General features: G+C 59.9%; 25 protein-coding genes. 14 read left to right on the top strand and 11 right to left on the bottom strand.

Annotation, left to right across the window (positions count from 1 at the left end; translation table 11 throughout):
- Window positions 1–9: 9 nt before the first annotated feature.
- Together C1J04_RS09300 and dksA are read right to left on the bottom strand one after the other, a co-directional pair.
- Complete coding sequence (locus C1J04_RS09300) at window positions 10–1,179, bottom strand: FAD-dependent monooxygenase (protein WP_009826962.1); 1,170 nt, start codon at window positions 1,177–1,179, stop codon at window positions 10–12.
- Between the two features lie 113 nt (window positions 1,180–1,292).
- Window positions 1,293–1,715, bottom strand: a complete 423-nt coding sequence (gene dksA / locus C1J04_RS09295) for an RNA polymerase-binding protein DksA (RefSeq protein WP_037945012.1) — start codon at window positions 1,713–1,715, stop codon at window positions 1,293–1,295.
- Between the two features lie 163 nt (window positions 1,716–1,878).
- Here dksA and C1J04_RS09290 point away from each other — a divergent pair, with 163 nt between their 5' ends.
- The 6 genes from C1J04_RS09290 (at window position 1,879) to C1J04_RS09265 (ending at window position 7,106) form a co-directional block, all read left to right on the top strand.
- A complete protein-coding gene (locus tag C1J04_RS09290) occupies window positions 1,879–2,718 on the top strand; it encodes an AAA family ATPase (protein WP_009826961.1) in 840 nt (279 codons plus the stop codon).
- Between the two features lie 335 nt (window positions 2,719–3,053).
- Window positions 3,054–4,418, top strand: coding sequence for a DUF2927 domain-containing protein (locus tag C1J04_RS09285; protein ID WP_005853333.1), 1,365 nt, complete (start codon window positions 3,054–3,056; stop codon window positions 4,416–4,418).
- A gap of 18 nt (window positions 4,419–4,436) precedes the next feature.
- The gene (locus C1J04_RS09280) at window positions 4,437–4,610 is read left to right on the top strand and encodes a hypothetical protein (RefSeq protein WP_005853331.1); all 174 of its coding nucleotides are present in this window, start codon (window positions 4,437–4,439) and stop codon (window positions 4,608–4,610) included.
- A gap of 3 nt (window positions 4,611–4,613) precedes the next feature.
- Entirely contained in the window at window positions 4,614–5,801 is a 1,188-nt protein-coding gene (locus C1J04_RS09275; protein ID WP_009826960.1) for a vWA domain-containing protein, read from the top strand.
- Between the two features lie 84 nt (window positions 5,802–5,885).
- Window positions 5,886–6,311 (top strand): OsmC family protein, encoded by a 426-nt coding sequence (locus tag C1J04_RS09270; protein WP_009826959.1) that lies wholly within the window; start codon window positions 5,886–5,888, stop codon window positions 6,309–6,311.
- A gap of 111 nt (window positions 6,312–6,422) precedes the next feature.
- Window positions 6,423–7,106, top strand: coding sequence for a M48 family metalloprotease (locus tag C1J04_RS09265; RefSeq protein WP_009826958.1), 684 nt, complete (start codon window positions 6,423–6,425; stop codon window positions 7,104–7,106).
- Here C1J04_RS09265 and C1J04_RS09260 read toward each other — a convergent pair.
- The 5 genes from C1J04_RS09260 to C1J04_RS09240 all read right to left on the bottom strand — a co-directional run bounded on the left by C1J04_RS09260 (window position 7,103) and on the right by C1J04_RS09240 (window position 12,780).
- On the bottom strand, window positions 7,103–7,648 hold the full coding sequence (locus tag C1J04_RS09260) for an RSP_2648 family PIN domain-containing protein (RefSeq protein WP_009826957.1): 546 nt from the start codon (window positions 7,646–7,648) through the stop codon (window positions 7,103–7,105). The genes C1J04_RS09265 and C1J04_RS09260 overlap by 4 nt on opposite strands.
- Window positions 7,648–8,874 (bottom strand): RSP_2647 family RNA methyltransferase, encoded by a 1,227-nt coding sequence (locus tag C1J04_RS09255; protein WP_050766229.1) that lies wholly within the window; start codon window positions 8,872–8,874, stop codon window positions 7,648–7,650. Before C1J04_RS09255 ends, C1J04_RS09260 begins: the two co-directional genes overlap by 1 nt.
- A 57-nt stretch (window positions 8,875–8,931) precedes the next feature.
- Window positions 8,932–9,549, bottom strand: a complete 618-nt coding sequence (locus C1J04_RS09250) for a DUF6778 family protein (RefSeq protein ID WP_005853320.1) — start codon at window positions 9,547–9,549, stop codon at window positions 8,932–8,934.
- A 148-nt stretch (window positions 9,550–9,697) separates the two neighbouring features.
- Window positions 9,698–9,970, bottom strand: a complete 273-nt coding sequence (locus C1J04_RS09245) for a hypothetical protein (protein WP_009826955.1) — start codon at window positions 9,968–9,970, stop codon at window positions 9,698–9,700.
- Window positions 9,967–12,780: a bifunctional [glutamine synthetase] adenylyltransferase/[glutamine synthetase]-adenylyl-L-tyrosine phosphorylase gene (locus tag C1J04_RS09240; protein ID WP_009826954.1), complete on the bottom strand. Its 2,814-nt coding sequence runs from the start codon at window positions 12,778–12,780 to the stop codon at window positions 9,967–9,969. The genes C1J04_RS09245 and C1J04_RS09240 overlap by 4 nt, the downstream gene beginning before the upstream one ends.
- 227 nt (window positions 12,781–13,007) lie before the next feature.
- On the opposite strand from C1J04_RS09240, the gene C1J04_RS09235 reads away from it, so the two are divergent.
- From C1J04_RS09235 to C1J04_RS09225, 3 genes are all read left to right on the top strand, one after another.
- The gene (locus C1J04_RS09235; protein WP_009826953.1) at window positions 13,008–13,415 is read left to right on the top strand and encodes a DUF2852 domain-containing protein; all 408 of its coding nucleotides are present in this window, start codon (window positions 13,008–13,010) and stop codon (window positions 13,413–13,415) included.
- A gap of 69 nt (window positions 13,416–13,484) precedes the next feature.
- Complete coding sequence (locus tag C1J04_RS09230) at window positions 13,485–13,931, top strand: RDD family protein (protein ID WP_005853312.1); 447 nt, start codon at window positions 13,485–13,487, stop codon at window positions 13,929–13,931.
- A 67-nt stretch (window positions 13,932–13,998) separates the two neighbouring features.
- On the top strand, window positions 13,999–14,820 hold the full coding sequence (locus C1J04_RS09225) for an arginyltransferase (protein ID WP_005853310.1): 822 nt from the start codon (window positions 13,999–14,001) through the stop codon (window positions 14,818–14,820).
- A gap of 98 nt (window positions 14,821–14,918) precedes the next feature.
- On the opposite strand, the gene C1J04_RS09220 is transcribed toward C1J04_RS09225, so the two are convergent.
- The 3 genes from C1J04_RS09220 to C1J04_RS09210 all read right to left on the bottom strand — a co-directional run bounded on the left by C1J04_RS09220 (window position 14,919) and on the right by C1J04_RS09210 (window position 19,487).
- The gene (locus C1J04_RS09220; RefSeq protein WP_009826951.1) at window positions 14,919–17,273 is read right to left on the bottom strand and encodes a TRAP transporter large permease; all 2,355 of its coding nucleotides are present in this window, start codon (window positions 17,271–17,273) and stop codon (window positions 14,919–14,921) included.
- Between the two features lie 15 nt (window positions 17,274–17,288).
- Window positions 17,289–18,257, bottom strand: a complete 969-nt coding sequence (locus C1J04_RS09215) for a TRAP transporter small permease subunit (protein WP_009826950.1) — start codon at window positions 18,255–18,257, stop codon at window positions 17,289–17,291.
- Between the two features lie 141 nt (window positions 18,258–18,398).
- Window positions 18,399–19,487: a TRAP transporter substrate-binding protein gene (locus C1J04_RS09210; protein WP_005853304.1), complete on the bottom strand. Its 1,089-nt coding sequence runs from the start codon at window positions 19,485–19,487 to the stop codon at window positions 18,399–18,401.
- Window positions 19,488–19,747: 260 nt separating this feature from the next.
- Between C1J04_RS09210 and C1J04_RS09205 the strand changes: the two genes are divergently transcribed.
- From C1J04_RS09205 to ilvN, 4 genes are all read left to right on the top strand, one after another.
- A complete protein-coding gene (locus tag C1J04_RS09205) occupies window positions 19,748–21,151 on the top strand; it encodes a cache domain-containing protein (protein ID WP_009826949.1) in 1,404 nt (467 codons plus the stop codon).
- A gap of 32 nt (window positions 21,152–21,183) precedes the next feature.
- Window positions 21,184–21,846, top strand: a complete 663-nt coding sequence (locus tag C1J04_RS09200; protein ID WP_009826948.1) for a response regulator transcription factor — start codon at window positions 21,184–21,186, stop codon at window positions 21,844–21,846.
- A gap of 334 nt (window positions 21,847–22,180) precedes the next feature.
- On the top strand, window positions 22,181–23,932 hold the full coding sequence (locus C1J04_RS09195; RefSeq protein WP_037944177.1) for an acetolactate synthase 3 large subunit: 1,752 nt from the start codon (window positions 22,181–22,183) through the stop codon (window positions 23,930–23,932).
- A 76-nt stretch (window positions 23,933–24,008) separates the two neighbouring features.
- Window positions 24,009–24,569 (top strand): acetolactate synthase small subunit, encoded by a 561-nt coding sequence (ilvN, locus tag C1J04_RS09190; RefSeq protein ID WP_009826946.1) that lies wholly within the window; start codon window positions 24,009–24,011, stop codon window positions 24,567–24,569.
- A gap of 43 nt (window positions 24,570–24,612) precedes the next feature.
- On the opposite strand, the gene C1J04_RS09185 is transcribed toward ilvN, so the two are convergent.
- Window positions 24,613–24,957, bottom strand: coding sequence for a hypothetical protein (locus C1J04_RS09185; RefSeq protein ID WP_009826945.1), 345 nt, complete (start codon window positions 24,955–24,957; stop codon window positions 24,613–24,615).
- Window positions 24,958–25,166: 209 nt separating this feature from the next.
- Between C1J04_RS09185 and C1J04_RS09180 the strand changes: the two genes are divergently transcribed.
- Complete coding sequence (locus C1J04_RS09180) at window positions 25,167–25,949, top strand: helix-turn-helix domain-containing protein (RefSeq protein WP_009826944.1); 783 nt, start codon at window positions 25,167–25,169, stop codon at window positions 25,947–25,949.
- Window positions 25,950–25,952: the final 3 nt, after the last annotated feature.

Genomic DNA, 25,952 nt, shown 5'->3' with positions numbered 1-25,952 from the left:
GACGGGAGCCTATTTCGGCGCGGTCACATCATGGTGGTACAGCCAGTTGAACGCGCCGACCATCGCCCAGGGTGCAAGGGTGCTGCCCAGTTTCAGCCCCAGATGCGCGGCCGACCGCAAAGGCCCGGGGCGCAAGTGATAGCGCGCGGCATTGCCTGCCGCCGCTTTGACGACACGGGTAACACGGGCTTGGCGCAGGCTTTGATAGCGGGCGAGCGCTTGTTCTGCGGGGTGGTTCAGCACGCTGTCGGCCAGCACCCATGCATCTTCAAGCGCCATATTGGCGCCCTGCGCTAGGAACGGCAGCGTCGGATGCGCGGCATCCCCCAGCAAAGCAACCCCGCCCTGATGCCACGTCTGCGCAACCGGATGCAGGTGGAGCCCCCAAAGCGTGCAGACCTCAACCGCATTGATCATCGCGGCAGCCCGCCCGCCAAAACCCGCAAAAGCCTTTCGCAGGTTTGCCGGATCGTCCGCATGGTTCCAGCCTTCGGCGGCCCAACTGTCACGCTCTTCCACCGCGACCAGATTGACCAGCCGCCCGCCGCGCAAAGGGTAGCTGACCAGATGCCGGCCCGGCCCCATGGTAACATGGGCCTCGGCTGGGTGGTTGAAATCATTGCGCACAACCGCGCGCCACGCGACCTGACCGGTGAACTTTGCCTGATCCGCGCCATTCAACACCGCACGCGCCCGGCTGTGGATCCCGCAGGCATCAACGATCAGCTCTGCCCGTCGGCGCGACCCATCGGTCAGGCGCAGTTGCGGTGTGGCTCCGGGGGTCACCTCTGCCACCTCGGCCCCGAGTTCTACCGTCACATTGCCCCGTTTGGCCGCGCCCAGCAGGATGTCCACCAGATCGGCGCGATGCACGAACATATAGGGATATGCGCCCTGCCCGCGCATCAGGTCCAACCGCGCCACACGCGCGCCGGCCTTGTAATCCTGCAAGACCACCGCCTGCCCGCGCACCGCCGCGCGTTCGGTCAGCTTGGCGTCGAGCCCCATCGCACGCAACACCGCGATACCGTTGGGGCTGATCTGGAGGCCGGCACCGACCTCGGTGATCGCCGGAGCCTGCTCCAGCAGCGTGACAGCCATGCCGCGGCGCGATAAAGCCGCTGCGGCGGCCAGGCCGCCGATACCCCCACCAATAACGATTGCGTTGCTGATGCCCATTTCGCTTTAGCCTGTCTTGCCAGCTTCATACACAAAAGCGCCGGGCTCTCACCGCGGCGCTTTCATTATCATTCTCGCGCAAATGCCGTCATTTGCGGCCCGTTACCGGACGATCAATCGTCGCGGTGGACTTTCTCGCGGCGCTCGTGACGCTCTTGCGCCTCAAGGCTCATCGTGGCGATTGGACGCGCATCCAGACGCTTCAGCGAAATCGGCTCTCCGGTGACAGAGCAGTAGCCGAATTCACCCTCATCGATGCGGCGCAGCGCCCCGTCGATCTTGCTGACCAATTTGCGGGCGCGGTCCCGTGTGCGCAGTTCCAGCGCGCGGTCCGTTTCCTCGGAGGCGCGATCGTTCACATCGGGGATGTTGCGTGTCCCGTCTTGCAAGCCCTCGATCGTGTCCCGGCTTCCCGCCAGCAGCTCGGCTTTCCAGTTCAGTAGTTTGCGTCTGAAGTATTCGACTTGCCGATCATTCATGAACGGCTCGTCTTCGGCAGGTGTATAACCATCCGCCAAAAAAACTTCCTGCTTCATATCATTCCCCATCGCGGTCTTAAATCCTGTCATGAAGGCGCGTCTCCCGACATCACTCCCGTGGCGTGCATCTAACGCAGCGTTAGCGGATTGTCACTACACAATGCTTATGTTTGTTGGTTTAAGGACCAAGAATAGCGCGTTGAAGAAGGTTGAAAACAAGATGAAATTCCAAGGTACTCAAGATTACGTCGCCACAGATGACCTCACGATTGCGGTGAATGCGGCTGTAACGCTGGAACGACCTCTGCTTGTAAAAGGTGAGCCCGGCACAGGTAAAACGGAACTTGCCCGACAAGTGTCAGCCGCCCTTGGCCTGCCCATGATCGAATGGAACATCAAATCGACCACCCGTGCGCAACAGGGTCTGTACGAATATGACGCCGTCAGCCGCCTGCGCGACAGCCAGCTTGGCGAAGAGCGTGTGCATGATGTGAAAAACTACATCCGCAAGGGCAAACTGTGGCAGGCATTTGAGGCCGAAGGCAAAACCGTGTTGCTGATCGACGAGATCGACAAGGCCGACATCGAATTTCCCAACGACCTTTTGCAAGAGCTCGATAAGATGGAGTTCTTCGTCTACGAGACAGGCGAGACGATCAAAGCCGAAAACCGTCCCATCGTCATCATCACCTCGAACAATGAAAAAGAGCTGCCCGACGCCTTTTTACGCCGCTGCTTCTTCCATTACATCCAGTTCCCCGAGATGGACACGCTGCGCAAGATCGTCGAGGTCCACCACCCCGGCATCAAGGAAACCCTGTTGACCACGGCGCTGACCCAATTCTACGAAATCCGCGAACAGCAAGGGCTGAAGAAAAAACCATCCACGTCGGAAGTGCTGGATTGGCTCAAGCTGTTGCTGGCCGAAGATATGGATGCCGCCGATCTGAAAAAAGACGGCAAGTCCGCCCTGCCAAAGTTGCACGGTGCGCTGCTGAAAAACGAACAGGACGTGCATCTGTTCGAACGGCTTGCCTTCATGGCACGCGCGCAAAAGTGACCCCAAAGGGGCGCGGTGCGCCGCGCCCTGATCCCGCATAAAGGGAATATCCAACCGCCCGCGCGCTATTTCACGGCAGCAAACGCGCCCGTCCTATTTGTGACGTCTAAGCAACGATGGTCATAAGCCTGCCTTATTTGTTAACATTTTTCTCTGTTTTGACATGGTTGCTCCCTAGAATGGTCTGGATGGCGGGCGAAAAACACCTGTAATCAGCTCAAAAGGGCAGTCAGGTAGATGATGGATATGATTTTTGCACCGTTCGTGCGCCGCGTGTTGGAGACTGTTAAAGTTGTCCTTGCGGTCCCTGCACCTGCCACAACGGGGTCGCATCCATGAAGAAATACCTTTTGCTGCCCTTGATGCTGGCGATCAGCGCCTGCGTTCCGGCCTCGCATCCCGGTGTGGTGACCCGCGCCGCGATGGAACCCGCCTCAACCTCTTCTTTGCCCGCGATGAAACGGTTCACTGTGCATCAATCGCTGCCGGCACCACGATCCAACAACGACCTCAGCCTCGATTTTATCGAACTGTCGTTCCGCATGGAAAGCGGCAAGGAGCTCCCTGTTTTCACCCGTTTCGAAGGTCCGGTCACCGTGCGCGTCATCGGTGCACCGCCTCCGACCCTTGGTCCCGATCTGACCGCGCTGCTCAATCGCTTGCGGCAAGAGGCCCGGATCGACATCAGCCCCACCAGCGGTCCGAATGCCAATATCACCGTCGAAGCTGTCAGCCGTCGCACCATCAGCAAGGTGCTGCCCCAGGCCGCATGTTTTGTGGCCCCGAATGTCAGCAGCCTTGATGAATACAAGAAAGTCCGCCGCACCGCGCAGACCAACTGGTCCTTGCTGAAAACCCGCAGCCGCGTGTCGATCTTCATCCCGAATGACGCCAGCCCGCAAGAGGTCCGCGATTGTTTGCACGAAGAACTGGCCCAAGCGCTTGGCCCTCTCAACGATCTGTATCGCCTGCCGGATTCTGTCTTTAACGACGACAACGTGCATACGGTACTAACCGGATTTGATATGATGATCCTGCGCGCCTACTACGATCCGGCGCTGCGGTCGGGCATGACACGGGGCCAGGTGGCAAACGCCCTGCCGGGTATTCTGGCACGGATCAATCCGGGCGGCACATCGACCAAAGCACGCTTTCTGACCCGCACCCCCCGCGCCTGGAATGCCGCCGTTCAGGGCGCGCTCGGGCCCGGACGCTCCAGCGGACAACGCCAGGACGCGGCCTATAGCGCTATCAAGATCGCACAAAGCCTGGGCTGGCAGGATCACCGCCGCGCGTTTGCCCATTACGCCATGGGGCGCGCGTTGCAATCAGGTGATGCCGAAGCCGCGCATGAACAATACAAGATGTCCGACCTCTTCTACGCCCGCACCCCCGGCACCGATCTGCACCGCGCCTATGTGGCGACGCAACTGGGGGCCTATTCGGTCTCAAAGGGTCAGGGTGCCGAAGCGCTACGTCTGATCGCGCCGCATATCGACACCGCACGCCGCCGCGAGAACGCCGCCCTGCTCAGCACCCTGCTGTTGCTGCGCGCCGAAGCGCTCGAGCTTGAGAACCGCGCGGCCGAGGCACAGGCGGTCAGGCTGGACAGTTTGGGCTGGGCACGGTACGGATTTGGCTCTGACTGGGCTGTGCGGGCCAAAATGCGCGAGATCGCGTCGCTTAACCCGCTCAAATAACTAGCGAAACGGGTTAAAATGATCGTCATACTTCTCGCCGTGATCGGCGCTGTTATCGGGGGGCTGACCGCCCGTAAACGCAACGGCAACCGCAAGGATATCGCACAATACGCGGCCGGGTTTGCGATGGCCTTTATCATCGTCGGCATGATCCTTACAGTCGTTCTGGACCGAGTCCTAACCGGAGCGTAATTCATGTTTCTGCCGTTCTTTGACCAACTGCGCCAACACAAGGTGCCGGTGTCCATGCGCGAGTTTCTCGCCTTTCTCGACGGGATGGCAGCCGGGCTCGCGACCTATGATGTCGATGCCTTCTACTATCTCGCGCGCACCAGCATGGTCAAAGACGAACGCAACATCGACAAATTCGACCGCGCCTTTGCGGCCGCCTTCTCGGGCCTTGAAAACATCAGCCTCGACGATGTGATGGAGGCCGTGGACATCCCGCACGAGTGGCTGGAAAAAATGGCCGAAAAGCACCTCACCCCCGAGGAAAAGGCCGAGATCGAAGCCGCAGGCGGTTTTGACAAGCTGATGGAGACGCTGCGCAAACGGCTCGAGGAACAGAAAGGTCGCCATCAGGGGGGCAATAAATGGGTCGGCACCGCAGGCACCTCGCCCTTCGGGGCCTATGGCTACAACCCCGAAGGCGTGCGCATCGGCCAGAATGAATCGCGCCACCAGCGCGCGGTCAAGGTCTGGGACAAACGCGAGTTCAAGAACCTCGACGACACGGTCGAACTGGGCACCCGCAACATCAAGGTCGCGCTGAAACGTCTGCGCCGGTGGGCCCGTGACGGCGCGAATGACGAACTTGATCTGGGCGGCACCATCCGTGCGACCGCGGAACATGGCTACCTCGATGTCAAAACCCGACCCGAGCGGCGTAACGCGGTCAAAGTGCTGCTGTTCCTGGATGTGGGTGGTTCGATGGACCCGCATATCAAAACCGTCGAAGAACTGTTCAGCGCTGCCAAGTCGGAATTCAAACACCTCGAACACTTCTACTTCCACAACTGCCTGTATGAAGGCGTCTGGCGCGACAATCGTCGCCGCTGGACGGAACAGCTGGACACGATGGAAGTGCTGCGCACCTACGGGCCGGATTACAAATGCATTTTCGTGGGCGACGCGTCCATGTCCCCTTACGAAATCGCCTACCCCGGTGGCGCCAATGAACACTGGAACGCCGAGGCCGGATCGGTCTGGCTCTCTCGGGCGCGCGAACAATGGAACAGCAACCTCTGGATCAACCCGATCCCCGAGAAATACTGGCCCTACACCCAATCCATCAAAATGGTGCAGGAAATCTTTGGCGCAGAGGCAATGGTGCCCATGACCCTCGAAGGGCTGAGCCGCGGGATGAAGACGCTGACCCGGTAATCAGCCGCCACCCCACCACAGATCGGAACATTCCACCGCGCCCCCGCGTTTTCACCATGGACCCAAATGGTGAAAGGAATTCCCATGATCAAGAAATCAGGCTCCGCCAAATGGACAGGCAACCTCAAAGAAGGCAAAGGCCATGTCTCCACCCAGACCGGCGTGATCAGCGACCAGCCCTACGGATTTAACACCCGTTTCGAAGGCAAAGACGGTACCAACCCCGAAGAGCTGATCGGCGCGGCCCATGCGTCCTGTTTCTCCATGGCGCTGTCAATGATCCTTGAAGACTACGATCTGGTCGCCGATAGCATCGAAACCAAGGCCACGGTCTTTCTTGAACAAAAAGACGGCGGCTTCCATGTGCCGAAGATTCACCTTGATGTGGAATGTGTCATCCCCAACGCCACACAAGAGCAGTTCGAAGAGGCGACTAAAACCGCCAAGGAGAATTGCCCCATCTCCAAACTGATGACCGCCGAAATCACGATGGACGCAAAACTGTCATGACCCTACCCTAGGGGCCGCGCCCGCTCGCGGCCCCTACCACGACCCCTTCACCCTTTTCCCAAATACTCATTCCACACTTGCACCCCGCGTACCTGCGTCCATATTGGGTGCATGATCCGCATCCTCCCCATACTTCTCGCCGTGCTCTACGGGCTTGCCATGTATCGCTTTTCCGCTTGGCGCACCGCGAAGGAGCTGGACGAGAAATCGACAGAACTGCTCGACCCTGCCCTGCGCGAGATGACATCGAAACTGGCCAGCGCCCTCGATCTGCCGCGGATCAAAGTCCATATCTACGAAGTCGCCCCCGTCAATGGTCTTGCCGCCCCCGATGGGCGTATCTTCATTACCCGTGGTTTTTACGAGAAATTCAAATCAGGTGCCGTCACCGCCGAGGAGCTCGCGAGCGTGATTGCACATGAGCTCGGCCATGTGGCCTTGGGGCATTCACGGCGACGGATGATCGATTTTTCCGGCCAGAACGCCATGCGCGCGGCGCTTGGGATGATCTTGGGGCGTATCCTCCCCGGTGTTGGCATCTGGATCGCCAATATGCTGGCGACGCTACTGGCCGCACGCCTGTCGCGCAGCGATGAATACGAGGCGGACGCATATGCCGCCGCCCTGCTGACCAAAGCGGGTATCGGCATCGCGCCACAGATTTCCTTGTTCGAGAAGCTGGAGGCGCTGACCCAAAGCAACCATGGCACCGCCCCCGCCTGGCTGCTGAGCCACCCGAAGACCGCAGACAGGATCGGCGCGCTTACTGCGCTGCAAACCGCCTGGGACCGTTAGCCAAGCGCCTTTGCCAGCCGCGGCAGCCGTGCTTTCTTGAGCAACGGTCGCATCTCCCACGGATGGCCTGACAGGCGGCGTGCCTCTTCCAGAATATGTGCGGCGACCGCTTCCATGACCTGCGGCTGCGCCAGCCAGACGCCGTGCAGATAGCTGTCGGGATCGACCCGCGCCAACCCCTCTTCAGCCAAGGTGCCACGGGGGAAATCCTTGGCATTCAGCGTCATGATAATATCGGCATGGCCAGTGATCGCGGCGGCCAGAACGTGCACGTCGTTTTCATCCGGCAGGTACAGCCGTGCCGCCACACCGGGGCTCGGGGGCACTTCCGCCTTGGGCCAGGCGGCGCGCAGCAACGCGATCTCTGCGCGGGCCTGTGCCTCGCCCTCGGGGCCAAGCTTGATCGCGGCGCGCGCCCATTCTTCCAACAGGCGCGCGGACCACAGCGGCTCAAACACCCCCGCCCGCGCCGCGCCCATCACCATCTCGCGCATGACGGTGGGATAGAGCACGCAGGCGTCGATCAGGATGCGCAGCGCCATTACAGGCGGAAGAACAACGACTTGAGGTATCCCGTCTCGGCCAGTTGCGGCAGCTGCGGGTGGTCAGGTCCGGCGAAACCGGTATGCAGCAGCGCTGCGCGCCGCCCCGCACGACCGATACCGCGCACGGATGCGGTGCGGAACTGCGTCAGATCCGCCGCATGGGAACAGGAACACAGACCCAGCACGCCGTTTTCGGCCACCAGTTGCGCCGCCAGACGCGCCACACGTTCATAGGCGCGCAGTCCGGCTTCAAGCGCGGGTTTGCCGGGGGCAAAGGCGGGCGGATCGCAGATCACCACGTCGAACTCTTCGCCCTCGGCCCGCAGGGCTGTCAGGATGTCGAAGGCGTCGCCTTGGCGCGTGGCAAAACGGTCCGAAACGCCCATAGCCTCCGCGCCCTGCTGGGCCAGCTCAAGCGCGGGTGCCGATCCATCTACAGCAACCGCAGAGGACGCGCCATTTGCCAGCGCGGCGAGAGAGAATCCGCCAACATGGGCAAAGACATCCAGCACGCGTTTGCCTTTGGACAGGTTCGCCGCGAAGGCATGGTTGGGGCGTTGGTCGTAGAACAGGCCGGTTTTCTGGCCGCCGGTGAGGTCAGCCATATAGATAGCACCATTCATCGGCACTTGCACAGGCGCGCTTGGTGCCTCGCCATGCAGCACACCGCTTACGTCGTCCAGCCCTTCAAGGCTGCGGGTCCGGCCCGACGCGTTCTTGAGGACGTGGCGCACGCCGGTTTGTTCCACCAGCGCTGCTGTCAGCGCATCGATATGCACATCGGCCCATGCGGCGTTGGCCTGAATGACGGCCGTATCGCCAAAGCGGTCGATCACCACACCGGGCAACCCATCGGCTTCGGCGTGGATCAACCGGTAATAGGGCGCGTCATACATCTGGTCCCGCAGCTGCACGGCGCGGTTGATATGGGCCTCGAACCAGTTCTGGTTCACCACGGCTTGCGCGTTCTGGTCCAGCATCCGGCAGAAGATCTTGGAGGCCGGGTTCACCGCGACCACCCCCATCACCTGACGGGCACTGTCTTCCAGCAGCGCGAGACTGCCGGGCGCAAGCGCCTTGGTGCGGCGGTCGGTGACCATTTCATTGGCATAAACCCAGGGAAACCCGTGCCGGATGGCGCGGGCATTCGCCTTGGGCAGCAGGCGCACCACAGGCAAATCGGAAGGGTCGGTCGAAGCGGGAGGGGAAAGGGGCGTTGTCATACCGCCCCCATTAGTCGGTTCCGCGCGTTTGGGGAAGCGCAGAGTTCGATTGCTGCCTTAATAGGCGGCAAGTTTCGTGCGTTTATAGCTGCCCGGTGTGGCGAGCTGCTGTTCGATCGCACGGGCCAGATCATGGATCATCACCGCATTGTCCGGCTGCGCCTCTGCGACGGGGGGCGCAAAGCTGCTCAGCTCTACCGCGACCTGACGGGGTTCGGCCAACGGGTTGCCATTGCGCGCATCGACGACGGTCAGGATAAACTCTGCCGACGGGGCTTCCGAGGCGGGGTTGTAGAACCGCAAGACCTCGACCTCCAGCGCGGCGGGCACGGGACCATAGGCGGTCACCGCCCCCTGGCGGATCGCGGCCTCGAAGATCGCGCGCACCTGATCGCGGCGGTCCGTGTCTGCTTCGCCATGCCAGACGATGTCGGCCGATTGCAGCAGGCTTGGCGCTTGTGCGACCCGCAGGTGATCGGGCACAGAGACGTTGGTGTGTTGGATATGCACCGCGTCCAGCAACGTATCGGGCTGGTAGGCGTTCAGATTGTCCAGCAAGGACATGCGGGTCGAGGATGTGTCATACATCGCATTCCGGCTGGCAATATCCGCCGGCGCACAACCGGACACGGCAGCGGCACAGGCCAAAGCGATCAACAGTTTATGATGTTTCATTTACCCCTCCAAAAGCTGCTGACGATACGGATTGTGCAGCCATGTAACGGTAATGCTGCTCAATTAAGGCAGGAATGGGGCAAGAATGTTCAAAACCTAAGGCATCATTAGGGTATTTCGGCACGTTTGCGCCTTAATGTCGGCCTGTCTAGCTGCGCGGTCGGGTGCGCCAGCCGCCGCGCCGCCGAGGCGTGGCCATGTCGATTAACCCCTCTTGCATCACTTCGGTCATGGGATGGTCTTGCTTCTCTGCTGCCACGCTGTCCAACAAGGCGCGCAGGGCGGCTTTGGTATCCGCTTCCGCTGGCAGGCTGAGCGCCCAATCCAGAAAGATTGACCGACACTCCGCCTGGGTGATCCCCTCTATGCGGTAGGATTCAAAGATCAGCCCTTTGGGATCGTTGGGGTCCCCTTTGCTCATGCCTGGCCCCCGTCCGCTTTATCTACGTAAGCGGCCAGTGCATCGGCGATGATCGTCGCGGCCTGATCGTAGCTTTGCGCGAGATGCGCGTGCAGTTCTTCGGGCGTGTCCACATCGAGGGAGCGGCACAGAAACCGCAAACCCGCCTGCCCCAGAGAATCCTCGCGCAGGACAGAGGATGACAGCAGCCGCGTCGCGGATTGCAGCGCCCAGCAGGTGCGGTAGACGCGGCGCAGCACCTCTGCCTGATCGGCGGTAATGACGCTCTGCGCCTCCGCATCCCCAAGCGCAGAGGCGATATCCCGCGCCGTGGTGCCCGCCAGCAAGGCCCCGGCCTGCGCCAGCAATTCGATATCCTGCAAGCGCCCCGGCCCGTTCTTGGCATCCCAGATGCCGCCCGCCACCTTGGCCGTTGCCAGACGTGCGCGCATCGCCGCGACCTCGTGCAGGGTATCGGCACGGTCGCGTGAACGGGCGAGCACCTTGTCGCACAGGCGCGCAACATCCTGCATCAACTCATCGGGGCCGGTCACACAATCGGCGCGGGTCAGGGCCAGATGCTCCCACACCCAGGCCTGCCCCATCTGATAGCTTTCAAAACTCGCTAAACTCGTCGCCACCGGCCCCTGCGTGCCCGATGGGCGCAAGCGCATGTCCACTTCGTACAGCTTGCCTTGGGCCATCGGCGCGGTCATCGCGGTGATCATCGCCTGCGTCAGCCGCGCATAATACAGCCGCGAGGCCAGCGGCCGCTTGCCGTCAGAGCTTTCGACGCCAGCGGAATCGTAGACCACGATCATATCAAGATCAGAGGCAGCGGTCAGGCGGCGCGCGCCAAGCGACCCCATCCCGACCAGCACCGCACCGCGCCCGGGCGGCGGCCCGTGACGGCGCGAAAATTCGTCGATCACCACCGGCCAGAGCCCGCGCAACACCGCCCGCGCCAGATCGGCATATTGCGCGCCCACCGTCGCGGCATCAATCAGCCCGCGCAGGTGATGCACCCCGATCCGGAAATGCCACTCCTTGGCCCATCGACGACAGGTATCCAGCCGCGCCTCATAATCCTCTTCGGCCTCCAGCACCTCTGTCAGACTGTCGACCAAAGCGTCCTCTGCCGGCCATTCGCTGAAGAAATCCCCACCTATCACCGCGTCGAACACCTGCGCATTGCGCGACAGATAGGCAGCGAGCGCGGGCGACGCGCTGACGATATCGACAAGCAAATCAGAGAGTTGCGGGTTGATCTTCAACAAAGAGAATAACTGCACCCCTGCGGGCAGCCCGCCAAGAAAGCCGTCAAAGGCCAGCAATGCCTCGTCCGGTTTGGTGGCCCGTGCGAGACGCGCCAGCAATCCGGGTTTCAGCTCTGCAAAAAGCTCCGCACCCCGGGCGCTGCGCAAGGCGGGGTAGTTCAGCCAACGGTCCACGATCGCGGCGTCAAAGACATGTTCGTCGGGCGCGGCGGCCGCTTCAGGGCGCGAGGTCGAGCCCGCAAAGAACCCTTCGGTCAGTTGGTGAACCTCTTCCAGCCGCCGTTCAAGGTCACTGCGCAGCGCGGGGACATCCATATCCATCATCGCGGCCAGCCGGTCGAACCCCTCTTCCGTTTGGGGCAACGTATGGGTCTGGGCATCACGGATCATCTGGACGCGGTGTTCTACGGTGCGATGCGCGCGGTAGTGATCGCACAGCGTCTCGGCCACTTCTGCGGGGATCCATTCCTTTTCCGCCAGCACGGCCATGCCTTCGCAAGTGCCGCGCACGCGCAGATCTGCGTCGCGCCCGCCGGCGATCAGCTGACGGGTCTGGGTGAAAAATTCGATCTCGCGGATGCCGCCGCGCCCCAGCTTCATATTGTGCCCCGAAAGCGAGACACTGCCCCCCAACCCTTTGTGCTCGCGGATCGCAAGGCGCATGTCATGGGCGTCCTGAATCGCGGCAAAATCCAGATGCTTGCGCCAGACGAAGGGCCGCAGCACCGAGAGGAACTGATCACCCGCCGCCAGATCGCCCGCTGCCGGGCGTGCCTTGATATAGGCGGCGCGTTCCCATGTGCGGCCCAGACTTTCGTAATACCGTTCTGCCGCTTCCATCGCGATGCACACGGGCGTCACACCGGAATCAGGCCGTAGCCGCAGGTCTGTGCGAAAGACATAGCCCTCGCCCGTGAGATCATTGAGCGTCCCGCTCATCGCGCGGGTGGCGCGGACAAAGGCGGTGCGGGCATCGTGAAAATCGCTGGCGTCAAAGCGTGTTTCGTCGAACAGGCAGATCAGATCGATATCGGACGAATAATTCAGCTCGCGCGCGCCCATCTTGCCCATGGCCAGCACGACCATGCCTGCGCCGCTGTCGGCGTCCTCTTCCGTCATGCCGGGCAGCTTGCCGCGTTTGATCTGCGCTTTCAGCCCTGCGGTCAGCGCGGCTTGGGCGGCGGCGTCGGCGAAATCGGTCAGCGCGCCGGTCACCTCCTCCAGCGACCAAGCCCCCGCCAGATCAGCCAGCCCCGTCATCAGCGCCACGCGCCGCTTGCCCTGCCGTAGATGACTGGACAACTGGTCCGGGGGCACTGCGCCCGCGCTGTCGATCACCTGCTGCACCGCCCCTGCGGGATCATCGAAGGCCGCATGACACCAGTCGGTTTCCTTTTGCATCAACCCCAGAAGATAGGGCGACGTCGATCCCGCCCCCGCCACAAGCGCGGCAATTTCGGGCGGCGCATCGGGAAAGAGCGCGCGCGCATCCTGCGCCTGATCGGCCGTAAAGATGCGGGGACAGCGGGTGATCTGACTGGCAAGTGTTCTCATACGCCAAGCATTCGCTGGTTCTATGCCCGTCGTCAATGGCGCCGTGGCACCTGCTAACCCCCAACAAACACGTGCAAATCCAAATAATGTAAAAAAGATTTACATTATCCCTTGCAAACCACAGGACGCACCCCGATCTATTGTAATGTGAAAGGCATTTACATTGCCCGCCACCGCACCGGCCCGCAGCGTTCAGGGCCACCACACTCTGACCGAAAGGGAACTTGATGACACAGACCTATGCACCCACCTACACCGCACAACGCAGTTGGCTGGGCCGTACCGAGGACTTTCTTGACGACAAGGGCAAAGGTGCCTGGATCGCCGCCATGGTTGTCGGTTTCATTCTTTTCTGGCCGCTTGGCCTTGCCCTTCTTGCCTATATGATCTGGAGCAAACGCATGTTTAAATCTTCGTCTTGCAGCAAACGCGCCCGCCGTGGGTCTATCACCGGACGTTCAACCGGAAACGCCGCCTTTGATGCCTATAAGGCCGACACCCTGGCCCGTCTGGAGGAAGAGCAAACCAATTTTGAAGCCTTCCTGAGCCGTCTGCGCGAAGCCAAGGACAAGGCAGAGTTCGACCAGTTCATGGCCGAAGGCTCCAAAAACGACGATGATGCGCAAAAGGCCTAAAGCCTGCGCGTTCAATCAACACCCCCTCCGCCTTAGCGGGGGGCCGATATTCACAAGGGACAGGACATGATGACCCCCACCACCCCCGATCCATTCGACCAGCCTGAATTCTATAGCGGTATTCCGACCAAGCGGTTCATGGCTTGGGTTGTTGACGCCCTGCTGGTGTTGATCGCCAGCGTGTTGATCCTGCCGTTCACCGCCTTCACCGGCCTGTTCTTTTTCCCGCTGCTGATGCTGATGGTGGGCTTTACCTACCGTGTCGCGACGCTTGCCAGCGGGTCGGCCACCTGGGGCATGCGTCTGTTCGGCATGGAATTGCGCACGGCGCGCGATGAACCGCTGGATCTGGCCTCTGCGTTCTTGCATACTTCGGGCTATACGGTCAGCGTTGCCATGATGCCTTTGCAGGTGATTTCGATCATTCTGATCTGCGCCACCTCGCGCCATCAGAGCCTGAGCGACGTGATCCTCGGCACAGTCCCGCTGAACCGTCGTGTCGAAAGCGTGAACTGACCCAAACTTGTGCTTGGCGCGCTTCGGACCAGTTGTTAGAATTTCCTCCGAACAACAACGGATTTTCATGCGCCATACACTTCCCATCGCTCCGCAGTTCTATGTGACTGCGCCCCAGCCCTGCCCGTATCTCGACGGCCGGATGGAACGTAAACTGTTCACCGCGCTGCAGGGCGACTCCGCGACCAAGCTGAACAACAGCTTGTCGGGGCAAGGCTTCCGGCGGTCGCAGAATGTACTGTATCGCCCGTCTTGCACGGATTGTGCGGCCTGTCTGTCGGCGCGCATCAACGTGGCCGACTTTACCCCCAGCAAAAGCCAGAAGCGCACGATCAAGCGCAACGCGGGACTGACGCGGCGGGCGACGTCGCCTTGGGCTACGGAAGAGCAATATGACCTCTTCCGCACCTATCTTGACAGCCGCCATGCAGACGGTGGCATGGCCGATATGGATGTCTTCGAATTCGCCGCGATGATCGAGGAAACCCCGATCCGCAGCCGTGTGATCGAATATACCGATACCCAAACCCGCGAGTTGATTGGCGTCTGCCTGACGGATGTGCTCGATGACGGGGTGAGCATGGTCTATTCGTTCTACAGCCCTGACCGGCCCCGTGACGGGTTGGGCAATTACATCATCCTTGACCACATCGAAATCGCCCGTGCGGCGGGTCTGCCTTATGTATATCTGGGCTATTGGGTGCCCGGCAGCCCCAAGATGGGCTATAAGGCCAAGTTCTCGGGGCTTGAGGTCTATATGGGCGGCGCGTGGCAGAAGATGCGCAACCCCGATGATTTCGAACCCGAACAGCATCCGCTGAACACGGACCCGATTGCCGAACAGGTGGCCAATATCGCCCTCCCCGATCTGAGCCCGACCAAAGGGTAAACCGTAGCGCTGCGGCGTATTGAACCGCTGTCATCCGCTGAAACGAAAAAGGCACCCCGCGGGGGTGCCTTTTGTTTTTGTGGAGGCCTGACCCCCGATCAGTTGGGGATCAGGTCCGGCACGATGGTCACGATGACCGGGAACATCCACAACAGCGCCAGTGCTCCGACCTGGATCAAGACGAAAGGAATGATCCCGCGGTAGATATGCGAGGTGGTGACGCTCGCCGGGGCCACGCCGCGCAGGTAGAAGAGCGCGAAGCCGAAGGGCGGTGTCAGGAACGACGTTTGCAGGTTCACCGCAATCATGATCGTCACCCACTTCGGGTCGAAGGTGCCGCCGTAGATCACCGGCCCGACGATCGGGATCACGATGTAGATGATCTCGAGAAAGTCGAGCACGAAGCCCAGCACAAAGAGCACCAGCATCACGATCAGGAAGACCGTCAGCTCGTTGTCGAAGCTTTTCAGCCACTGCTGGATGTAGTGTTCGCCACCAAAGGAGATCACCACAAGGTTCAGCAACTGCGACCCGATCAGGATGGTAAACACCATCGAGGTCACCTTGGCCGTCTCGCGGACCACGGGGCTCAGCACGCCCGAAGTATAGAGGATCCAGCACGAGAACAGCAAACCGAACACCGCGTATAGATACGCGCCATAGGCGACGAAGAAGGCAAACCAGCTTTCGACGCTCACGCCCTCTTGGTTGATGCGCAGGTCAAAGTTCACGCCGACAAGGATCGCGATCAGGATGGCCAGGGTTGACCAGAGGATCACCTTGGGCGACCGGTCCATATCCTTGAGCTTGCGATAGGCGGCCAGCATGATCGCGCCACCTGCCCCCAAGGCCGCAGCGGGCGTCGGGTTGGTGATCCCGCCAAGGATTGACCCCAGTACCGCAACGATCAGGACCAGCGGCGGGAAGACCACGCGGATCAGCTCGTTACCGGCGCAAAGCTTCAGCGCATAGACCACGCCATACATGACAGCCACGAAAGGCAGCGCCATCAGCAGCACCATCGTGCCCGAGGACGTGGCCGGACCGACCAGCAGGATATCGACCAGCAGTGTCAACACCAGACCGATGCCACCGATGATCAGCGGCCGTTTGTCCGCCGATGGGGCGACACCGCGCGCGGTCGTCATGACCAGTGCCATCAGGATCAGGATGATCGCAACACCGGTCCCGATCGGGGCGGCATTGGCGATCTTTTCAGCCTGCTTGGCGGCCAGCGCTTCTTCGGTCAGCTTTTCGCTGGCCTGTTGACCGCCCGCCGCCTCGATCGCGGCTTGCTCGGTCACCGCTTGATCCCATGCGCTTTGCCCGTGCAGTTCGATCATCGCGGCCTGACAGGCCTCGCCTACGTTGGTGCGCAAGCTCGCTCCCTGCCCGATGTCGCTAAAGCTGGACACAACAGTCGACTGGCTGCCCACGATGCCAAGGTTGCCCAGAACAATCGTGCCCACGATCAGCAGGGCTGGCATGCCAAGGAACCAGGTAAAGCCTTCGCCCCGCGTGATGGGTTCGGCGTTGGTTGCCCCCATCGGCACGGCGGGAGCCTTTTCAGGGTTCAGCAGCGCATAGACAAAGGCGTAAAGCGCATAAAGCAGCGCCAGCATGATCCCCGGCAGCAGCGCGGCCTGAAACAGCGTCCCCACAGAAACAACCGCAGGCTGGCCAAGGTAGGTCAGCGCATCGGTACAGCCTACAGCCGTGGCACGCGCTTCCTGGGCGGCGGAGTATAGATCGCCAGCCAAAGTGCCCAGAAGAACGATAACGATGGACGGCGGAATGATCTGGCCCAAAGTACCGGAGGCTGCGATGACACCTGTCGCGATTTCAGGCGAATAGTTGTTGCGCAACATGGTCGGCAGCGCCAGCAGCCCCATGGTGACAACCGTCGCGCCCACGATCCCGGTGGACGCCGCAAGAAACGCGCCCACAACCACAATCGACACCGCCAAACCACCGGGCAGCGGGCCAAAGACGCGCGCCATCGTGGTCAACAGGTCGTTCGCGATCTTCGATCGTTCAAGCGTGATGCCCATCAGAACGAACATCAGAACCGCCAGCAAGGTCTCGATCGACTGCCCCGCCAGAACGCGTTCGTTCATACGGTTCACGATAAAGCTGACGTTCCGGTCCAGCGCGACTTCCCAGCCTTGGGGGAAGACCGATTCACCGATCAGCGGCAACTCCGGATAGCGGAATTTCGATACCGCGTCATTGGGAACGCCCGAGTTCACCAGATCGCGATAGGCTTGCGACGATTGGTCAATCGCCTGATGCACCATCAGACCCGCACTATCGAGTGCGGCGATGATACCGAAAGAGATGATGCCAGCACCGCCGATGGCAAAGGCCACCGGGAAACCGGACAGGATGCCGCCAAAGAGGCAGGCAAAAACAATGATCAGGCCAATTTCGACCCCGTCGAGACCAAATAGCATGGGACGCCCCTTGAATTAATGTGTGCCCTCATAGGCTTCTTCGCCCTCGCCCAACGTATCGCGGTCGAGATATTTATCTTCGCTTTCAGGCCCTTCACGGAACTCCAACAAAGCGCGATAAAACACTGATATTGCTTGCAAGATCACCATTGCGCAGAAGGCGCACAGCAGGATCTTGAACAAGAAGTAGCCGTTGAACCCGTTGGGCGAAAAGCCGATGGTTTCCACGTTCCACTTGAGCAAGCGCGCCTTGCGCAGCAGCAGCTCCAACCGGTCAGAGGCCGATGGGTTCGGTGTCACCAGATGGCGCCACAGGAAGAACCAGCCATAAAGCCATGTGACAATCGCAAAGGGGATCATGAAGAACAGCGCGCCGAACATGTCGATCACGCGCTTGGTGCGGAATTTTGCGCCGGCATAGAAAAGGTCAACGCGCACGTGCCCGCCTTGTACAAAGGTGTAGGACACACAAAGACAGACGACCAACGCGTTGAAAAGCTTCAACTCTTCCGCAAACCAGCTGATGTCGAATTGCAGCGGAATACCAAAGCCGATAGAGATATCAGGCCGGGTGAAAATACGTTGCATGAAGACGATGATGATCTGTTGCAGCACCATCAAAAGCCCGGCCCAAGCAAAGAAACGCCCGGTGACATTGGCGAAGCCTTCAAGCCCGCGCACACAGGCCCACATAAAGCTGCGTTTCCAGATGCCGACAGCCGTGACAATTAGCAGTCCGACGAGCAAGACAAAGAACAGCTCTACCGAGGCACCGTAATAGATGAACCGCATCAAGGCTTCGCTGTTGGACCAGTCCAGCCACATGGACGGGTTCAGCACCGCTGCAAAGAAATTGTAGAACGCTTCAAGTAGGTTGCCCAGAATGAAGCTGATCAGGTTGCCTTCTTGGAACTGATCCAAGCAGCTGATCTTGGCCCCTTCCGCCGCGCGGAAAAATCCAGCGCATACTGCATCTTCTGCCATTGATATCCCCCCTTCGCCCGCCCGGTTTCAGTGTGGGCTTGGTGCGAAAATTATCCTCGCTTTGCGCGCCCGTGTTCCGGATCGCAAAGTCGCGTGTGGGGCCGCCCAAAGGCAGCCCCCCTGTCATCCCGTGGGGATGGCTTACATTTTGCCCAGAACGCGCTGGCGCTGTTCGACATAGTAGGCGTCGGATTTGGACAGCCATTCAGCCGATGCGGACAGCGAGGATTCAAAGCTGTTGCGGATGTCGGCGAACAGGGAGTCGTCCATGTTCTCGTCCATAACCTCTTTGGAGGCCGCACCGAATGCATCCCAGACATCATCGGGGAACTGCATGGTTTTCACGCCCTGCTGCTGCAGACGCGCCAAGGCGGCACCGTTGTTGGCCAGTGTTTCGGCCAGACCGGTGTGCGTGGTCGCCATCGATGCATATTCGATGATCTTCTGCTGCGCCGGTGTCAGGTCGTTGAACACGTCGAGGTTGACCGATGCAGTCAGGCCCGACCCTGGCTCGTGGAAACCAGCGGTATAGTAGATCTTGGCGACTTCCTGGAAGCCCGCGCGCTCATCCGCGAAGGGGCCAACCCACTCGAGCCCGTCAAGCGCGCCGGAGGACAGCGCCTGATACAGTTCGCCACCGGGGATGTTCTGAACAGACGCGCCCAGTTTACCCAGCACCTTGCCACCCAGACCGGGCATACGGAATTTCAGGCCGTTGAAGTCCGCGGCAGAGTTGATTTCCTTGCGGAACCAGCCACCGGACTGCGAACCGGAGTTACCGGCGAGGAACATCTTCATGTTGAAGATTTCACCGATCTGATTGTGCAGGTCATGGCCGCCACCGTGCAGATACCAGTTGGTCAGCTCTTGTGCTGTGGCACCGAATGGCACGGCGGTGAAATACGCCAGACCGGGGTGCTGGCCGATGAAGTAGTAGTCAGCCGCGTGATACATATCCGCCTGACCGGAGGAAACAGCGTCAAAGACCTCGAACGCGCCGACGAGTTCGCCCGGGGCTTTCTTTTCGATGGTCAACGTGCCGTCAGACATCTCGTTAACCATGTTGTTGAGGTAGGTCGCGGCGTCATCAAGCACGGCAAAGCCACGGGGCCATGCGGTGACCATTGTCAGCGTGCGTTTGCCTTGGGCGTAAAGCGGTGCGGCCAGTGTCGATGCAGCGGCGGCAGACCCGCCAAGCGCGGATGTCTTCAGAAATGAACGACGGTCCATATTGGATACTCCTCCCGAGTTATATGAGGGTGCCCGCGCTTCATTTTATGCGCGCGGGTCATTTCAAGTGTCATTTACTCTACGCAAAAGCGGGACGTTGAAAATACCAACTACTACGTAGAGCACATATATTTACCGCCCAAATATGCGGCAAATGTCCCGCCGCACCTGCCATATGTTGTGCATACACGCGTATAGCGGGTGAATTGTGACTGCATCTAGCACTTTGATTCGCGTGGATTTCCCAGTATCAGCGCTGCATGCGCCGCCCGTCTTTCCTCATCGCCCCCACCTACGCCCAAAAGCTGACGCTCATCGCCTCTGTGCCGCTTGTGCTGGCGGTGACGGCGATTGCCTTTGTCGTGGCACTGCAGGCGCGCGCGGTGGCCGACCGCGAGATTTCAACGCTCGAACAGCAGTTGCTGGACGCCAAGAAGGTAGAGCTGCGCAATTATGTGACACAGGCGCGCAACGGGTTCTACTTTGTTTACGGGTCCGCCTCTCCTGATGACGGGGCGGCGAAATCGCAGGTGGCGCAGATCCTCGCGGCGATGATCTACGGCGAGGAAGGTCAGTTCTTTGTCTATGACTACGACGGCACCGCCCTTGTCAGCCCGCGCCAGACCGACCGGATCAACCGCAACTTTGCTGGCGAGACGGATAGCAACGGCACGCCCGTGGTGGACGAGCTGATCCGCATCGCACGCAGTGGCGGCGGGTATCACACCTATATGTGGCCCAAACCCTCTACCGGAGAGGATGCGCAGATGATTACCTATGTCACCTCTTTCCCCAGTTGGCAGTGGGCCGTGGGGACGGGTGTGTTCATCGACGACGTGCTTGCCAGCGGGGCCGCGGCGCGATCCGATGTGCAGGCGCGGGTGCAGCGCACGTTCTTCTATATCGGCGTTATTACGGTGACCGCTCTGCTGCTGGTGTTTGGCACGGGCATGCTGGTCAACCTGCGTGAACGGCGGCTTGCGGATGCAAAGCTCAAAAAGCTGACGCAGCGGGTATTTGACGCCCAAGAGGAAGAGCGCGGCCGCGTGGCGCGCGAACTGCATGATGGTATCAGCCAGATCCTGGTGGGGGTGCGCTATGCGCTCGACAACGCGCGACGCCGGCTGGAAAGGGGCGACGCCCGCGCGGCAGAGCCTTTGGCAAAGGGGATCGACAGCCTTGCACAGTCCATCGCCGAAGTGCGCCGCATCAGCCGCGACCTGCGCCCCAGTATTCTGGATGATCTCGGCCTTGGTCCCGCGCTGAAAACGCTGGTCGAACAATTCGCCCTACGCACCGGTATTCAATGCCGCTTCGATACCGTGGTATTCCGCAACCGCCTGGACGACGAGGCCAAGATCGCGCTCTACCGGATCGCGCAAGAGGCGCTGACCAATATCGAACGCCACGCACGCGCCACCGAAGTTATCGTCGATCTGCGCGGTCACCGACAGGGCGCGACGCTGTCGATCTCTGACAACGGGCTGGGGCTGGCCAAGACACGCTCCACCGCCGGAGGGTTGGGCCTGCGCAATATGCAAGAGAGGATAGAACAGCTAGACGGTACGCTGACCATGCAAAGCTCTGCCCAAGGCGGCACCGAGATTACCGCCACCGTCCCGCTTACCCATATGCTGCGCCCGCCGCCAACCGCCCTGCCCTAAGCCCTGATATGCCCCTTCCCGAAAGCTGCCCCATGACCCTTTCAGACACCCAGCCGCCCGAGTTGATCAAAGTGATGATCGTGGACGATCACCCGATGGTCGCCGAAGGCATCCAGTCCATTCTTGAAAGCTATGACGATATCAATGTGGTCGGCTGTCTGCCCAATGGCCGCGCCGCGATCGAGAGCGTCGTGGAACTGGACCCCGATGTGATCCTCATGGACCTCAACATGCCAGAGATCGGCGGGCTGTCCGCGACCGAGATCTTGCTGGAACGCCAGCCCGACACCCGCATCGTGATCCTGTCGATGCATGATAACCCCGAATATATCTCTTCGGCGCTGAGCCACGGCGCCATGGGGTATATCCTCAAGGATGTGCCGACGGACGAGATCAAGCTGGCGATCGATACGGTGATGCGCGGCGAACGGTATCTATGCACCGGCGCGCAAGGCTCGCTTGAACCCAAGGACGCCGCGCGTGAATCCCTGACCGAACGCGAACAGACGATCCTGCTGCAACTGGCACAGGGGAAATCCAACAAAGAGGTCGCGCAAACCTTGGATATCTCTGTGCGCACCGTCGAAACCCACCGCAAGAATATCAAGCGCAAGCTTGGCATCTCTTCCACCGCAGGGCTGACGCGCTACGCGATGGAACACGGCGTGCTGCAAGGAACCGGAGTGCGACTCTAGCTGATATCGGCCCAAGAAATGCCTTCGATTTTGCAAAAATTAGAAAATTCAGGATTTCGCGCAATAAATGAAAAGATTATTCGCATCTAGCGACACTTTTATCGACAATAGGGCATTGACGCCCCTTTGTGGCGCTCATAATGTCCATGCACGCAATGAGGGGCCTTTGGCTATGACAGATCTAGCTTTGACAGATATCGTCGTCATTCTAAGACACACGCGCATGGGCCGGTAACGGCAGACCATAATAGTCACCATGCGCCCCCGTCAAAATCGGGGGCTTTTTTTTGCGCAACGTATTTTTTGATAAACCACCGCCTGACGGAGCACCAAGATGACACGTAAAATGACCGGAGCGAAAATGATCGTTCAAGCCCTGATTGATCAGGGTGTCGATACCGTATTTGGCTATCCCGGCGGCGCTGTCCTACCGATCTATGACGAGGTGTTCCAACAAAACAGCATCAAACACGTGCTGGTGCGTCACGAACAAGGGGCGGTGCATGCCGCCGAAGGCTATGCGCGCTCGACCGGAAAACCGGGCGTTGTGCTTGTAACCTCGGGCCCCGGTGCCACCAATGCGGTGACCGGCCTGACGGATGCCTTGCTCGATTCCATTCCACTGGTTGTCCTGACAGGTCAGGTGCCGACCTTCATGATCGGCTCTGACGCGTTTCAAGAGGCCGATACCGTGGGCATCACCCGCCCCTGCACCAAGCACAACTGGCTGGTGAAAGAGACCGACAAGCTGGGCGGCGTCCTGCACGAGGCGTTCCACGTGGCCACCAGCGGGCGCCCCGGCCCCGTTCTGGTCGACATCCCGAAAGACGTGCAATTCGCCACGGGGGAATACACGCCCAAGAAGCCATCCACCTCGCATTACCAGCCGCCCGTCAAAGGCGACATGACCGAGATCACCGAACTGGTGGCCGCCATCGAAACCGCCAAGCGCCCGATTTTCTATACCGGCGGCGGCGTCATCAACTCCGGCCCTGCGGCGTCGCAACTGCTGCGCGAATTGGTCGAGGCGACAGGCTTTCCCATCACCTCCACCTTGATGGGGCTTGGCAGCTATCCGGCGTCGGGTGACAAATGGTTGGGGATGCTCGGGATGCATGGTCTTTACGAGGCCAATATGGCGATGCACGACTGCGATCTGATGATCAACATCGGCGCGCGCTTCGACGACCGGATCACCGGCGTTGTCGACATGTTCAGCCCGAAATCCAAGAAAGCGCATATCGACATCGACCCCTCGTCGATCAACAAGATCATCCGCGTGGACATCCCTATCGTCGGCGACGTGGGCCATGTGCTGGAAGACCTGCTGAAGGTCTGGAAATCGCGCGGCCGCAAGACAAACACCGAAGCCGTTGGCAAATGGTGGAAGAAGATCGAGGAATGGCGCAACGTTGACTGCCTAAAGTTCGAGCAAAAAGGCAAGATCATCAAACCGCAATACGCGCTCTCGCGACTTGAGGCGCTGACCAAGGGGCGTGACCGCTATGTCACCACCGAAGTGGGCCAGCACCAGATGTGGGCCGCGCAATACCTTGGTTTCGAGGATCCGAACCGCTGGATGACCTCTGGTGGGCTGGGGACCATGGGCTATGGCTTCCCTGCGTCCATCGGCGTGCAGATGGCGCATCCTGACGCGTTGGTCATCAACGTTGCGGGCGAAGCGTCTTGGCTGATGAACATGCAGGAAATGGGTACCGCCATGCAATACGGCCTGCCGGTGAAACAGTTCATCCTGAACAACGAACGCCTCGGCATGGTCCGCCAGTGGCAAGAGCTGCTGCACGGCGAGCGCTATTCCCAAAGCTGGTCTGAATCCCTCCCCGATTTCGTCAAGCTGGCCGAAGCCTTCGGGGCCAAGGGGATCATCTGTTCGGACCCCGACGATCTGGACGACGCGATCATGGAGATGCTCGATTATGACGGTCCGGTGATCTTTGACTGTCTGGTGGAAAAACACGAAAACTGTTTCCCGATGATCCCGTCGGGCAAAGCGCATAACGACATGATGCTGGCCGGTGTCGACACGCAAGGTGTGATCGACGCCAAAGGATCGGTGTTGGTCTAAGCCGCCAACGGCACAAGGAAACACATCGGCGCGGGGTCGCGCGCCGAGTTTGAACAAATCTTAGAAGGACAGTGTCATGTCAGCCCTAAAGATCAAAAAAGGCTCCAACAGCCATTCCGCCTATAACCTACGTCCCAATTTCTCGGATGTGATCGAACGCCACACGCTGGCCGTACTGGTCGAGAACGAACCCGGCGTGCTGGCGCGCGTCATCGGTCTGTTTTCGGGCCGTGGATACAACATCGACAGCCTTACCGTGGCAGAGGTTGACCACACAGGCCACCTTAGCCGCATCACAATCGTCACTTCGGGCACGCCGCAGGTGATCGAGCAGATCAAGGCGCAGCTGGGGCGGATTGTGCCGGTACACGAGGTGCATGACCTGACCGTCGAAGGCCCCGTGGTCGAGCGTGAGCTTGCGATGTTCAAGGTGAATGGCACCGGCGACAAACGGGTCGAAGCCCTGCGTCTTGCGGATATCTTCCGCGCCAACGTTGTCGATAGCACCTTGGAAACATTCGTATTCGAGATCACCGGCGCGCCCGAGAAGATTGACGCATTTGCCGAATTGATGCGCCCCTTGGGGCTGGTGTCCGTGGCACGGACGGGCGTGGCAGCCCTGTCGCGCGGCGACTGATACGCTAAGGTGGCAGGTTGAGGTCTGGCCAGCTCCGGCCGGACTAGGCCTGACCGCGATGGCGGAATTCTACCGGCGGGGCGGCTTTTGGGCGGAATGGAAGCACCTCGCCGCCTGTTTGCTTTCGCGTAATGCCGGCGGAATGGCGCAGCAGTTTGTTCGGCAAATCAGCGTCCGCCTTGGATCGCACGACCTTGGGGTTGAGCGCCTTGCGCAACTTGGCCTCGTGGTAGACCTCGAACTGGACAAGATCACCGGCATCGAAACAGCTTGTCGTCTGGTTCACTGTCGCGGGGTCACCCTGGAAATATGCAAGGTCGCCGTGATCCTCGCACCAGAACACAGCTTTGTTGGATCGGGCATCGCTCCAAAGTACCACACCGTACATTTAACTGTTCCTTCCAGATGCTTGCAGACATGAGAGATAATCATGTCATTTTTACAAATTGTCGATTTCTTTACGAAATCAATTTGTGTCGCGCGCACCGGAATTTGACGCTGAATAGCGTCATTAAACAGCCATATAGTGCAAATCTCCTTGCAAATTCGTTCAAAGGTTGTGAAGTTTAGTTCAATTAATTTTAACGGACTGATTTCATGACGAACCCCGCCGATATCAGGACAATTTTCGGGTCAAATTTAAAAAAACTTTCAGTAGGTTACCCCTCCATCACTTACCTCGCGCAGGAACTGGGGATCAATCGCACGCAGTTCAATCGATATCTATCGGGTGAAAGCTTTCCGCGCCCAGATATTCTGGACCGGATGTGCAAGTTTTTCGACGTTGATGCGCGTGTCCTTCTAGAGCCCTTGGAAGAGATCAAGAAGATCGAACCCACCCCCCCGGATTTCATGGGCGACTTCATCGTTTCGGGCGCGCTGGACCTGCCCGAAGCCACGTTTCCCAGTGGTTTCTACCGGTTTTCACGCCGCAGTTTTCTTTACCCCGAGAAATTCGCCTTGGGATTGGTTATGGTGTTTCGCAGTGGCCGCCATACCTATCTGCGCGGCTACGAGGCCCCTCACGCCATGCGCATCCAAAGCCTGCCCACCCATTCGGAATTGCGCGAATATCGCGGCGTGGTGTTGCAGCAGGAAGAAGGCATCGCCATTATCGCCTCGCGGCGCGGCGCGATGACCTCTTCGTTCAACTATCTGGGGCGGATCGCGTCATTCAACAATAATTTCTGGGTCGGATACATCACCCGCACGGTGCCGGAAAATTCGATCGGGTTGCGGGCGACGCGGCTGGTCTATGAATACCTGCCGCAAACCCCGTCGGCCGTGTTGCGGACCGCCCGGTCAAAGGGGCTGTGCGAGGCAAGCGATCTTGAACCCTTTCACCGCCACCTTCTGCGCACCGAATTCGCCTTTGAATGACCG

The sequence above is a fragment of the Sulfitobacter sp. SK025 genome (assembly GCF_003352105.1).
Lineage (GTDB): Bacteria > Pseudomonadota > Alphaproteobacteria > Rhodobacterales > Rhodobacteraceae > Sulfitobacter > Sulfitobacter pontiacus.
Note: the sequence above shows the minus strand (reverse complement) of the source record. Positions and strands in the feature narration are given on the sequence as shown.

Bases quoted from the DNA above. Each gene is read 5' to 3' on its own strand.
- C1J04_RS09300 (WP_009826962.1), bottom strand. From the start codon at position 1,179: ATGGGCATCAGCAACGCAATCGTTATTGGTGGGGGTATCGGCGGCCTG.
- dksA (WP_037945012.1), bottom strand. From the start codon at position 1,715: ATGAAGCAGGAAGTTTTTTTGGCGGATGGTTATACACCTGCCGAAGAC.
- C1J04_RS09290 (WP_009826961.1), top strand. From the start codon at position 1,879: ATGAAATTCCAAGGTACTCAAGATTACGTCGCCACAGATGACCTCACG.
- C1J04_RS09285 (WP_005853333.1), top strand. From the start codon at position 3,054: ATGAAGAAATACCTTTTGCTGCCCTTGATGCTGGCGATCAGCGCCTGC.
- C1J04_RS09280 (WP_005853331.1), top strand. From the start codon at position 4,437: ATGATCGTCATACTTCTCGCCGTGATCGGCGCTGTTATCGGGGGGCTG.
- C1J04_RS09275 (WP_009826960.1), top strand. From the start codon at position 4,614: ATGTTTCTGCCGTTCTTTGACCAACTGCGCCAACACAAGGTGCCGGTG.
- C1J04_RS09270 (WP_009826959.1), top strand. From the start codon at position 5,886: ATGATCAAGAAATCAGGCTCCGCCAAATGGACAGGCAACCTCAAAGAA.
- C1J04_RS09265 (WP_009826958.1), top strand. From the start codon at position 6,423: ATGATCCGCATCCTCCCCATACTTCTCGCCGTGCTCTACGGGCTTGCC.
- C1J04_RS09260 (WP_009826957.1), bottom strand. From the start codon at position 7,648: ATGGCGCTGCGCATCCTGATCGACGCCTGCGTGCTCTATCCCACCGTC.
- C1J04_RS09255 (WP_050766229.1), bottom strand. From the start codon at position 8,874: ATGACAACGCCCCTTTCCCCTCCCGCTTCGACCGACCCTTCCGATTTG.
- C1J04_RS09250 (WP_005853320.1), bottom strand. From the start codon at position 9,549: ATGAAACATCATAAACTGTTGATCGCTTTGGCCTGTGCCGCTGCCGTG.
- C1J04_RS09245 (WP_009826955.1), bottom strand. From the start codon at position 9,970: ATGAGCAAAGGGGACCCCAACGATCCCAAAGGGCTGATCTTTGAATCC.
- C1J04_RS09240 (WP_009826954.1), bottom strand. From the start codon at position 12,780: ATGAGAACACTTGCCAGTCAGATCACCCGCTGTCCCCGCATCTTTACG.
- C1J04_RS09235 (WP_009826953.1), top strand. From the start codon at position 13,008: ATGACACAGACCTATGCACCCACCTACACCGCACAACGCAGTTGGCTG.
- C1J04_RS09230 (WP_005853312.1), top strand. From the start codon at position 13,485: ATGACCCCCACCACCCCCGATCCATTCGACCAGCCTGAATTCTATAGC.
- C1J04_RS09225 (WP_005853310.1), top strand. From the start codon at position 13,999: ATGCGCCATACACTTCCCATCGCTCCGCAGTTCTATGTGACTGCGCCC.
- C1J04_RS09220 (WP_009826951.1), bottom strand. From the start codon at position 17,273: ATGCTATTTGGTCTCGACGGGGTCGAAATTGGCCTGATCATTGTTTTT.
- C1J04_RS09215 (WP_009826950.1), bottom strand. From the start codon at position 18,257: ATGGCAGAAGATGCAGTATGCGCTGGATTTTTCCGCGCGGCGGAAGGG.
- C1J04_RS09210 (WP_005853304.1), bottom strand. From the start codon at position 19,487: ATGGACCGTCGTTCATTTCTGAAGACATCCGCGCTTGGCGGGTCTGCC.
- C1J04_RS09205 (WP_009826949.1), top strand. From the start codon at position 19,748: ATGCGCCGCCCGTCTTTCCTCATCGCCCCCACCTACGCCCAAAAGCTG.
- C1J04_RS09200 (WP_009826948.1), top strand. From the start codon at position 21,184: ATGACCCTTTCAGACACCCAGCCGCCCGAGTTGATCAAAGTGATGATC.
- C1J04_RS09195 (WP_037944177.1), top strand. From the start codon at position 22,181: ATGACACGTAAAATGACCGGAGCGAAAATGATCGTTCAAGCCCTGATT.
- ilvN (WP_009826946.1), top strand. From the start codon at position 24,009: ATGTCAGCCCTAAAGATCAAAAAAGGCTCCAACAGCCATTCCGCCTAT.
- C1J04_RS09185 (WP_009826945.1), bottom strand. From the start codon at position 24,957: ATGTACGGTGTGGTACTTTGGAGCGATGCCCGATCCAACAAAGCTGTG.
- C1J04_RS09180 (WP_009826944.1), top strand. From the start codon at position 25,167: ATGACGAACCCCGCCGATATCAGGACAATTTTCGGGTCAAATTTAAAA.